General features: G+C 34.0%; 6 protein-coding genes and 2 pseudogenes. 3 read left to right on the plus strand and 5 right to left on the minus strand.

The annotated features are described in order from the left end of the window. Positions 1–1,134: 1,134 nt before the first annotated feature. The 4 genes and pseudogenes from E2K98_RS29120 to E2K98_RS29140 all read right to left on the minus strand — a co-directional run bounded on the left by E2K98_RS29120 (position 1,135) and on the right by E2K98_RS29140 (position 5,515). Positions 1,135–1,487: pseudogene (locus E2K98_RS29120) on the minus strand (short-chain dehydrogenase). Between the two features lie 307 nt (positions 1,488–1,794). Continuing rightward, on the minus strand, positions 1,795–2,100 hold the full coding sequence (locus E2K98_RS32485) for a tyrosine-type recombinase/integrase (protein WP_133340375.1): 306 nt from the start codon (positions 2,098–2,100) through the stop codon (positions 1,795–1,797). 161 nt (positions 2,101–2,261) lie between these two features. Beyond that, a complete protein-coding gene (locus E2K98_RS29135; RefSeq protein WP_133340377.1) occupies positions 2,262–2,783 on the minus strand; it encodes a hypothetical protein in 522 nt (173 codons plus the stop codon). Then, positions 2,780–5,515, minus strand: coding sequence for a DUF3289 family protein (locus E2K98_RS29140; RefSeq protein ID WP_133340379.1), 2,736 nt, complete (start codon positions 5,513–5,515; stop codon positions 2,780–2,782). Before E2K98_RS29140 ends, E2K98_RS29135 begins: the two co-directional genes overlap by 4 nt. A 2,737-nt stretch (positions 5,516–8,252) precedes the next feature. On the opposite strand from E2K98_RS29140, the gene E2K98_RS29145 reads away from it, so the two are divergent. Continuing rightward, positions 8,253–9,071 (plus strand): carbonic anhydrase, encoded by an 819-nt coding sequence (locus E2K98_RS29145; RefSeq protein WP_165976430.1) that lies wholly within the window; start codon positions 8,253–8,255, stop codon positions 9,069–9,071. A 726-nt stretch (positions 9,072–9,797) separates the two neighbouring features. Then, positions 9,798–9,953, plus strand: coding sequence for a sporulation histidine kinase inhibitor Sda (gene sda, locus E2K98_RS29150; protein ID WP_133340383.1), 156 nt, complete (start codon positions 9,798–9,800; stop codon positions 9,951–9,953). Positions 9,954–10,286: 333 nt separating this feature from the next. Here sda and E2K98_RS29155 read toward each other — a convergent pair whose 3' ends face one another. Further along, complete coding sequence (locus E2K98_RS29155; protein WP_027322326.1) at positions 10,287–10,487, minus strand: cold-shock protein; 201 nt, start codon at positions 10,485–10,487, stop codon at positions 10,287–10,289. A gap of 359 nt (positions 10,488–10,846) precedes the next feature. Here E2K98_RS29155 and E2K98_RS32490 point away from each other — a divergent pair. Beyond that, positions 10,847–10,996: pseudogene (locus E2K98_RS32490) on the plus strand (IS110 family transposase); the annotation flags it as partial.

Below are 10,996 nucleotides of genomic sequence, written 5' to 3' on the forward strand. Positions count from 1 at the left end.
CCACCTCACGGTGGACACCCTTGCTATTGGCTAACAGTTCCTACTGCCAAGCCTGTAGTGGACTTTCACCACCAAGTTATCGCCCATGCCGGGCGCACATAAGAAAATGGGATCGCCGCAGCCATCCCATTCTTTAACTCTTGCACCCGATAGTTTAAGTACAACATTTCACAATCTCCCCTTCAACATCCTTTTATAGTAGCTAAAACACAAGTCCTATTACTGTTAAAGAGAAAAGTAACGGGATTGCACTACCAACTCTTAAACAGCTGGAAAGCAAAATATAAATAGACTAACGAGTTTTTTCTCCCCTGGTCGGTTTTTCTTCAAACGCTTTAGGTGTATATGTCCTATTCTTTTTCATCGTTACATTCATCCCTGTGTATTTATATACATAATAATTCTCTGCTTGTTTTAATTAACCTTCTTCATCAAACTGACCGTTACTTCAATAAGAAAAGCTGCCGAAAGTGACAGCCCTGTTCTTCGACTCTTGAGAACAAGAAATCTCTTTTAATAACTACCCTTCCCCCCCTCATTTTTCAGGTAATTCAGGAAAAATTAGATTTACTAATAACGATACAAAAACACAAAACCAAAGTACTGCTATGTTGGAGAAGTAGCTTCTAAAATTGAACATAATTAGAAGAAAAAGAAAGAATACTAGTGATTGCACCCACCTCGGAAAATATCGCCTACGATTACGATTTATTTTCTGTACAGGTTTGTATAGTATGACTCCAACTAGAACAATAGCTATAGAATTAAACAATGCTATCCACCAAGAATAGTGATTCCAAAACAAAACACTAAATAATAAAATGACTATCAATAAAGAACTATAAAATTGCTTATTTAAAATTTTTTTCAAAAATATCCCCAAAACTTATTTCAATAAACTACCCCGTTAAGCTCAACAAGCAACAAGATGTTGCCGCAGCAACACCTTGTTTCATCCTATCACCCGTTAGCTGAATAATATTTTTTCAGCAATTAAAACTTCCTAGAGTCTGTTTCTCTTCTATTTGGAAAAATTTCCTTTGCAATATCCTCAAGATAAAGAGTTCCGTGAATACCATTAACTTTTTTCTTATCCACCATTTTCGAGTAAAATCTTTAGTAAAAATCAGTGTGTCAAGGTTTGGGAAATCGCTTGTAAATAATATATTTATTTTCCTCTTTAGCCTTTATTATTTTAGAAGCTAACTGATTAAGTTCAGCAGAATTTTTCTATATCGTTGAATATGTAATCACATCATAAAACATTGATAAAGATTCAGGTGGAATAAATGTAATTCCCCAGAAAGCTAACCCAAACTCTGGACGTTCAAGCGAATGAAAGTAGGTTCTCATAATAGATAAATGCTCATTTAAGTGAATAATAATTTCATCATCAACAGAAATACAATTATATTTTTGGGTTCATAACCAATATTTCTTTTCACTATTTCAATATCATCAATGATTCCAAATTCATGAACAGGCATTATTATCAACCCCCTGATACAAATAATACAATGCTATTCCACTAAATTGCCAGTTAGCTCAACAAGAAAAAGACCGCCGTATCGACCATCATCTATAACAAAAGCACTCAGTTTGTTAGAGAAGAACTCTAATTTGTACCAAGCAATATTTCTTCAATATATTCACTTATTTCTTCTTTAATTTCTTCTAATGACTCATAAAAAAAAAGCTCTCCATAAAGGGAAAGCTTAACGGAAAACATTTCTTAAAGGACTAAATGAATTATGTTGTCTCTTAACGTCCATGTTAGTCATGTTTACATATTTCCTAGTCAATGACATGTCTGTGTGACCTAATATTTTTTGTAAGCTGAAGGGTTCTCCTCCATTTGTAATGTAAAGTAATGCTCCTGTGTGTCTTAAAATATGGACGAACAGATTTCTTAACTTCAGACAGCTCTGCAACTTCATGAAGTCTAGTTCTCCAAGTATTAGAGAGCATTTCTCTACCATCGTAGGTAAGGAATAGCAGGTCTTCTCCAAAGTCGTCTGACTCGTTCATGTATTCCTTTAAGAGTTTCATTGTCTTAGTGGACAGTGGAACTTCCTTTGCTTTACGAGTCTTAGTATTCATAGCTTCCAGCTTTGAATATTAAAGTTTTAATTGGGTATGGAAACGATTCGAGTAATGAGGACCACTATGGAAAATATTCACATTGATCCCTAGTCTATCATGTAGTGTCCCTGTTTTAGTTTCTAACAATTTCCATTTCCTTATTTTGTATCGATAGTGTATCACTCAACAAGCTGATCCTCAATAAAATGCATCTGCTTCATGACCTTTCCTTCCTTACTTTTATCATAAACAGTGTATTCCTTTTGTGGTTCAGCATCTGACCAAATGGTATAGGCAATTAGATCATTCTTATGATGTTCCAGCCTATCTGTGTCCATGTACCTTTCATCAGGCTGCCAATCTCTTGGCAAATCCTCACTTTCCCGATAAAAGGACAGATCGAAAATCCTGTTTTTTCCTTTGATTCTTTTCATCTCATCTTCAACTGGATGATTCTTACTGTATTTTTCAACTAATTCTTTCAACTCTATTAAATCTTTTGGTGGATTTAGAATCATAAAATGCTTTCTAAGAGTCTCCACTTCTTCACCCTTTTGACCAACGACCTCTTCTGTATTGGCAATTTCGAAAATCTTTGTTTCCCCGCTTGATTCCTCATTCTTTGTACATCCAATTAAGCTTAATGGAATAAAGAGTGTACAAATCATCAAAACGATAATTTTCACATTAACTTTAATCATAATTCTCCCTCAAATGGTATATCCATTTCCATTACAGACACAAAAGGCTTATATTTCCCATCATATTCATCAAAGTGCTGTAGGACAAACCAGGAACGGAATCCTGCTAAGTTCTTATACACCTTCTCAACATCTGGCTGATCCAACCCAAAATGATCATATAAACGAACACGCATGACTCCTTTAAAGTATTTCCGTTCTAATAGAAAATCTTTTACGGATACAGTATTCCCCCACGTATCATTTACCGTAATGGTCAGTCCACCTACTCGGTCACTCCATGTGCTAAACGTCGGATAACTAGCATTTCTCTGGATAAAATTATAAAATGCATTTATATCCTTTGTACTTTGATCAAACTTAAGTGCTGCCAAATTTCCTCCATTTTTCTTCAGCTCATCGACTAAGGCCTTTTTGACAAATTCAACATAGGCTTTCGTTGTTTCATGCTCACTCGCTTCTTTCGTTAACGTCTTGTTTCTGTATTCTTTACCAGTTCCATCCCTGAAATGATTAATCATATCTACAATCACATCTTCCATATCTCCCATGGCAAACAAACTTGTTGACATATCTTCGAACTCATTAAAGAGGATACTTGGGAAATAAGATTCCAGTAATTGGAGTCTGAACATCCAGCTAATGTCTTTGATTTCATCTTCAGTATAATCATTTGTTTTCATATCATTCGCGACATTTCCATTTTCATCATGGCCTTCTGGTCGGTCTGATTGAAAAATGACCGTATTGGATAAATCAGAGTACAACGGTTTCAAATCCTCCTTATCAGGCTTTCCATCTCCGTCACTATCTTTTCGGTCAGGAAAACTCTTTGGAAAGAAACCTTCAAAGTGAATAGGAACTCCAAAAATAGTTACCGTGAATGATTGGAATGGACCCATTTCTTCGCCATCGGTTAATCCATCTCCGTCACTATCTTTCTTGTTAGGATCTGAGTAGATGATTCCGTATGGTGTCTTCATTCCTTTTATTTCATAGATATCGTATAAGCCATCACCATCGGAATCTGTTGTATCGATCCCTCCATCACCTGATTCGTCGCTAGGGACAATGTCATTCAACTTATTGCTGCTTGCAGCTTGATCGTTCTTTCCCTTCGCCCCCGAGTAATCTATTTCCCTACTCCAAAGCTCCAGCCATTTTTTCTTATCAACAATCAGAAATTCGCCAAAGCGAGTCGTTTTCACACTTATTGTATTCTTACTTGCATTCAATTCCGCGTTAAGGCCTTCATACATTTCCTTCTCTTCATTGTACCAAATGATGCCTAAATCATTTTCCGCTGTGTCTCCTAGCTTCACTTTATCATACGTAAATGTAATGCTTGCTTTCTCAAATGCTGATTTCGTAGTTATGCTTACAGGAGAACCAATCATACCGTGTAAATTAGTTGTTTTAACGTTGTTTGTGCTGCTAATTCTAGTTGTTTGATTGATATTATCCTTTGCACTAAACTCAACTTCTACGCTTTTAATTTCTGCTTGATCAGGCTGAGTCAATGATTGACGAATCGATTGTTTATAGAGTTGTTGTGAATCCTCAATTCCGTCATTGTCGCTGTCTGCAGCATTCGGATTTGTCTTTAAAGCATATTCATCTCCATCACTTAACCCATCGCCATCTGTATCAACCTTATTAGGTAATGTTTTAAACTGATGTACTTCAAATCCGTCAGTTAAACTATCTTGGTCTGAATCTCCCTTAATCAAATTTGTTTGATAAGCTTGCTCGTCTTTATTACTCAGGCCGTCTTCATCGCTATCTTCATCGGCGTCACTTATGCCATTACCATCTGTATCATATTTTGTCGGAGAAATTAATGATTTAACCTCATATTCAATATTGTCCTGCAATCCATCACCATCTGTATCCTTTTTATATGGATTCAGTCCCTCCAGGAATTCTATTCCCTCTGTTATAGTGTCACCATCAGTGTCTGAGGTAGATTCAAAGAACTCTTTATTAAATGAGTAGCCAGCTTTTTCAAGTCCGAATAACACTTGTTTATATGCATTTTGATAGGATTTTGAGGCAGGGATAGCTAGATCTTTTTCTAGAAACTCATTACCTTTTTCAGACATTTTCACCGCGTTATTCAAATGAGCTTTTACCCGATTTTCTTTGTAATCTGCTTGATCGGAGATATCCTTTAAGATACCGATTGCATTTTTATTGACAATTTTATCCGATAAATAAAAATTAAAGAGTATATCTGCAAGTAAAACTTCAGTTGGTTCATTAAAATCGTTTTCTGATAAATAACCCCATAGACATATGGTTAACTTATGTTTGATTTTCAAGAGCAGATCACTTTTAAGAACCACCTCTTGTATGTACTCCTCTTGAACGGCTTGTTCATATTGGTTAATCAATTGTTGAAGTACATCATTAATATCTTTTTGTTTAAATTCTCCGGTTTCATCAATTTCCGCTATCCGTTTAGAATCAAAATTAGCATTAGTTTCTTTTATGACTGTCGCGAAACGCTTTAATTCATTTATTGCCATCTGATCATAAATTTTTGCAATTCTGGTGTCCTCATAGAATTCATATTCACTTAACCACTGTTTTACATTTTCCTTACTAGAATTCATTTGTTGTCCTTGATTAGCATCCTTAATACCCTTTGCCACCACTGTTTGCCCAATTCCGCCGAAAACAATTGAAAAGCTCAATAAAATAATCAGTATACTTTTTATTTTATTATTCAAAATGAAAATCTCCTCTATAAAAATATTAATTTAACCAATAAAAATATAACGATATTTAGATAAGCTACATGCATTTACTATGGTGGATACTTATAAAACTTATTTGGTTTAATGATAAAAGCATACGATATCGTGGTCCCCGTCCAAAGAAGTATTGTCAAAATCCTTGAGATAATGTCATTAAATCAACTCCCTCTATAAATATTGATATATCAACGGTTTTACCCGTTGGTGGGGTGTCAAAAAAATATTTTTTGACACTCTGATTAACATTATTTTATAAATATGCGAAACTCTTACATTAGTTAGGTACGCTACGCTGTCACCACTGGATAAATATGGTTTGTGGTGGGTGGAATCGGTAAGCAATGCACAATGAACCTCTTCTTATGTAGCTTTTAGTTTAATTTATTTATTTCGTGATTTTAAGGTAATAATTTCCTAAATTGGAAATTTTTTTATAAATCTTTAGACCTGTGATATCTTACGATAAAGGTAAAAGAAAAATACTAACTGCGTATCTTATTCATTATCAGTTAATCGTAAATATGAAGTTAGCAAAAACAGCAATCCCATACATAAGGGATTGCCGTTTATCGACTATGCATGATTTTATACTTCGTTGATATATCAAGTTTTTCGGCTTCTAAAGAAGCTTGTCAGACGATAAAAAGTAGAATTTTTATGCATCTACATATTCAATATAATAGCCGTAAAATGAAAAATAAGGCTTATCCTTGTTCCAGTATAGCGCCCGATTTTTGCAGATCATTTCAAGGCCATATTGAACAAAAACGGCTAATAGGATGTAAATACTTTCTATAAAATTAGAAAACAACTAATGATATATTGAAACATTGTTCACCCTTTATTAAATATCCTGTACCCGCATTTTATCTAATTAGATTCTTTTTGTTTACTGTCTAATACAAGGTCAAAAAAATTCATATGGTCAAAATATGGTCACAAGCGCTTTTTTGACCCCCCAAAAAACCCAACCGATTCGGTTGAGAGCCTTGAAACGTTGATAATTAACGTTTTGAGAACTGAGGTGCGCGGCGGCCACATTTAAGACCATATTCCTTACGTTCTTTAATTTATATATATAATATGAAAAAAACGGAAAAAGACTTTTCCTAAAAAGCCTGTCAACCAGGCTTTTTTTAAATCCTTTTTATAATGGAATTCTTAACCATTCTATATGTTTTGTGGTCAAAATGTGGAAAACTTCAGCATATCAACCATTTTTAAAATTTCACCTGAAATACATTTAAATAATTTTTAATAACGACGAGGACACACCCGAGGACAAACACTGAAGAGCAGTTGCTAGTCCTTATTGCCAGCTTGCCGAAAGTGATTCATTAATTAAGATAGCGTTATTCAAACTTTCAAAATTTGTTTTTTATTTACTTATATTTATTATTCTGTTCGCCTTCTAGTTATATAAAATCCTTTCCGCCTTGATACTTTCACAGTATCTTTGTAAAGGAAAAAAGCATTTAGGGTAGGAGTGCATTTCCCTCTACCCTAAATAATAATTATTTATTAAAAGTCTAGAGCTAGAGCTTTTGGGTTGAACGGATATTGGATAAAAGGAACTGGGAGATTTCCAATTAGATTTTTTCAAAAGCACTTATTAGGGGTGCTTTGGCAACACATGGGGGGGTGATGAGTTTACACTTGTTTTTAAAAAAATTTAGTTTAGAACGCTGAAGAGGACTGTCTTGGAAACCCTTAAATAAAATGGACTAACAACCCTTAGTTTCCTTTCCTCTTTTTTAAATAAGTAGATATTGGTAGTTTAAAAAGCGTAATATAATAGTAAACGCTACATGAAATAGACTCCTGATCGGGAGTTCTTTTTCATTTTAGAAATAAAAGCCACCAAGGAATTAGTATTTTCATGTGATTATCCTAATGTAGTCAAAAAATTATTAATCATATTTTTGCAATTCATTGTATAATTATAAATAACTTTTCTATATCTGAGAAGTTACTACACATGAGGGCTCCCATATCAAGGAGTCCTTTTGTATTTTTATTTGTATATAACCGCAAATCGTACCAGCAAGTTGTGCAATCCCCATTACAAATCCAAACATGCAAAAACAGCTGCCATTGGTTTTTTTATTAATCCACAACCTTTCGGAGAATACAGAGTAATTCTGTATTTTTATAAATACTCCTTATGAATGTTTTGTACATTTATGCTTTCGAGAGGGGTCCTTAGTTTTATTTATATATTGGAATAAATTTTATCCGTGCTTTACTACCTTATGTATTTTCTTTAAACTTTTGCAATTTCATTTCCTAAAACGTTGGATATTAGATTTTCTACAGAATGAAATTTCAAGTTATTTTTACCTAGAAAATACTAGTATATTTTCCTCTTTTTTCATTGGTTAATATTGGTATAATTAAAACACCCCTAATTTTATAGATAAATTGCTAGATGAAAAGAACCACTTAATGGAGGTTCTTTTCATAAGGAAAAAACTACCCTATAGAAGGCAGTTTTAATACAATCAATGATCACTTATATAGTGCCGCTGGTATCCTAAAATAACTTAATACAATCGTTTTTTTTATAAATTTAACATTTATGACTTGGAAAGTTAATAGCCTGCTACGTTTGGATCAGACGAGAAAAAACCTTACAGATAAGATTTTTATTAATAACCAAGACTTGATTTCTTGGATTATATCAATATTAAAAAGGAGATAATTACTAATTATGAAAAAGAAACTCTTTTATGCTTTTTTAGCTGGATCTTTAAGTTTTTCACTAGGCGGTTGCTCAGGTCAAACGAAGGAAGCATCTGAACCAAAAGAAGAGGAAGCTTTTGAAGCAGAGAACAAACAATCTACTCATTGGTCATATGAAGGAGAAACAAGTCCAAAAAATTGGGGGGAATTAGATACGTTATACTCTGAATGTGTCGATGGCAAGGAACAATCACCTATTAATATTGAAATATCTGGGGTTCAATCAAATCACGCATTGGATGATGTTAAAACCACTTACCAACCAACGATATTTTCTCTCAAGAATAACAGTCATACTGTACAAGCCAATACATCTGAAACAATTAATAGCATAGTAGTGGAAGGAACAGAATACAAACTTGCTCAATTTCATTTCCACCAGCCAAGTGAGCACCAGTTTAATGGGAAAAACTTTGAAATGGAGATTCATCTAGTGCATCAAGATAAAAATAACAAGCTAGCGGTACTCGGCATTATGATCAAAGAAGGAAGCAAGAACAAATCTTTGGCAGAGATTTGGGGCAAGTTGCCAAAAAAAGAAACCAAAGAGGAGACCAAGTTAATTCAACCGATTAATTTGACAAGCCTGCTACCGAAGAGTAGGAATTCATTTCAATATAATGGCTCGCTAACAACACCTCCTTGTTCTGAAAAAGTTGAGTGGGTAATATTAGAGCAACCAATTGAGATGTCCAAAGCACAAATCGATGCTTTCGGTAGAATCTTCCCGGATAATCATCGTCCTGTACAACCTCTGTATGAACGTGACATTCATACGAGTAATTGAGCAGTACCACAACAATTTAACCAAGCACAACAAGCTCAGCAAATGGGACAACAAATTTAATAACAATAGGTTGAACATTTAAGCAATTAACAAGTAATCGAGGATTCAGTTCAAAAACTGATTTCTAGATTTTATAGTGTAAGACGAAGTCAATATTAAAAGAGTAGCCCTGTTGAGCCACTCTCATCTACATCCTTTTTCATAATGAGTAAGGATGGTTGGATTTCTTCGTATATTTTGTAAAGCATTTGAGCATAATAAAAATGTAAGGTTTGTACCTTAAAATTGTATAGTTTATCGGACTCCCCTTTTTCTAAACTCCATCAATATTGTTGGGGTTTGTTTTTTTACAAATAAAAAGAGCGACCATTTAGTAATTTCATTAAATTTTACTTTTAACTGTCTACGCTTAAAGACTAAAGTTATCTTTAGCCCTCCAAGACTCGCTACGAGCGAATGGCTAGTTCTTACTCGACGGGAATCCCACCCGCTATATGATACGACCTATGCTCGGCCCCACAAACACCCGTTAGTTTAAGTGCAATATTTCACATTGTTTCTTTTGGAATAATAAAAAGGGTTAGACTTCTCTTTAATTTAATAAAGAAATTTAAAAAACTTCTAGAATTACCCTATAATAAAGCAGATGTTGTTCGAAATCTTTTTTATAAGGTTAGGGTGGAAAATTTATGTAATAAAATTGGATTGAATACTAAGGAGATAGTAATGCGATTTAAAACACTGTCTAATGAAGCGTTAATTGATATATATTTAACGGCTTATGAACAAAAATTAAATGATTCTTTTTTAAAATTGTTGTTTGACGAAATTGTGGAAAGAGACATATATGACTTATTACTTGAGACTAGTTTACAATCCTAGTCTTATTTTTTTTAGCTTTTTGAGTCGATTACGATATAATGGAGTAATTTCTCACCTTCCATTATCCTGCCAGTTAGCACAATTAGAAAAAGTGATATGTTATTGAATCATAGCACATGATTTGTTTCAGTCTGTTTCTATGTTGCCAACAGAGTTTTTCTCTGAGTAAAAAATACAATGAAATTAGGAGATCCACAATTTATATGCTACACTTGGTTTACCATTTGATTTACTGTTTTTAAGTACCCTACTCATTTTTGAGTGGGGTTATTTTTTTCTAAGAAAAATAAATAACAGACTCGAAAAAAGAGTCTGTCCGGTTTGGTATTTTATTTAAGCTTTACGAACGTTAGCTGCTTGTGCTCCACGTTGACCTTGCTCAACATCAAAAGTCACTTCTTGACCTTCTTCTAATGTTTTGTACCCTTCGCCTTGGATAGCTGAGAAATGAACGAATACGTCTTCTCCACCTTCACGTTCGATGAATCCAAAGCCTTTTTCGCCATTGAACCATTTTACTTTACCTTTTTCCATGTTTGTTGCCTCCTAGTGTGCTAAGCACACACAATGTATTACTATCCTTGCTCTCAGTGATCATCAAGACGATAAGTTTTTACTAATACTATCCTTTACACCGAACAAAAATAATTCTTCTTTAAAATATCATTTTTTGAAATTATTTGCAAATAGCCCTAATTCTTTAACTATAACACCCGTTCGTATTATAAGGTCAGCCAGATATTTCTGGTTGACCAATTTTTATTTGGTTTTATTATAACGGTAGCCGGGGTAGAACGTAAGCACCCGTGGGACTTAGAACCCGTCAAGTAAACCGTTCGCCCCCTACTTGCTTAAACATGATTTGGCTGGTTGGGACATAGATCTCGTAAGCCAAACTACAATTTCAAGCAGTTCTTGATCAGGTTTTCCCTGAATATGTAGGTGTTTTTGGGATTTATATTCTGTTGTTTCTTTACTAACTTTATTAGATTATCCTACATCTAACGATGTCTTAGAAGCAGGAGAAGAAACGATAACAGTTA

The organism is Bacillus salipaludis (assembly GCF_004358205.1).

Coding starts and splice junctions, on each gene's coding strand:
- E2K98_RS32485 (WP_133340375.1), bottom strand. CDS start 2,100: ATGAATACTAAGACTCGTAAAGCAAAGGAAGTTCCACTGTCCACTAAG.
- E2K98_RS29135 (WP_133340377.1), bottom strand. CDS start 2,783: ATGATTAAAGTTAATGTGAAAATTATCGTTTTGATGATTTGTACACTC.
- E2K98_RS29145 (WP_165976430.1), top strand. CDS start 8,253: ATGAAAAAGAAACTCTTTTATGCTTTTTTAGCTGGATCTTTAAGTTTT.
- sda (WP_133340383.1), top strand. CDS start 9,798: ATGCGATTTAAAACACTGTCTAATGAAGCGTTAATTGATATATATTTA.
- E2K98_RS29155 (WP_027322326.1), bottom strand. CDS start 10,487: ATGGAAAAAGGTAAAGTAAAATGGTTCAATGGCGAAAAAGGCTTTGGA.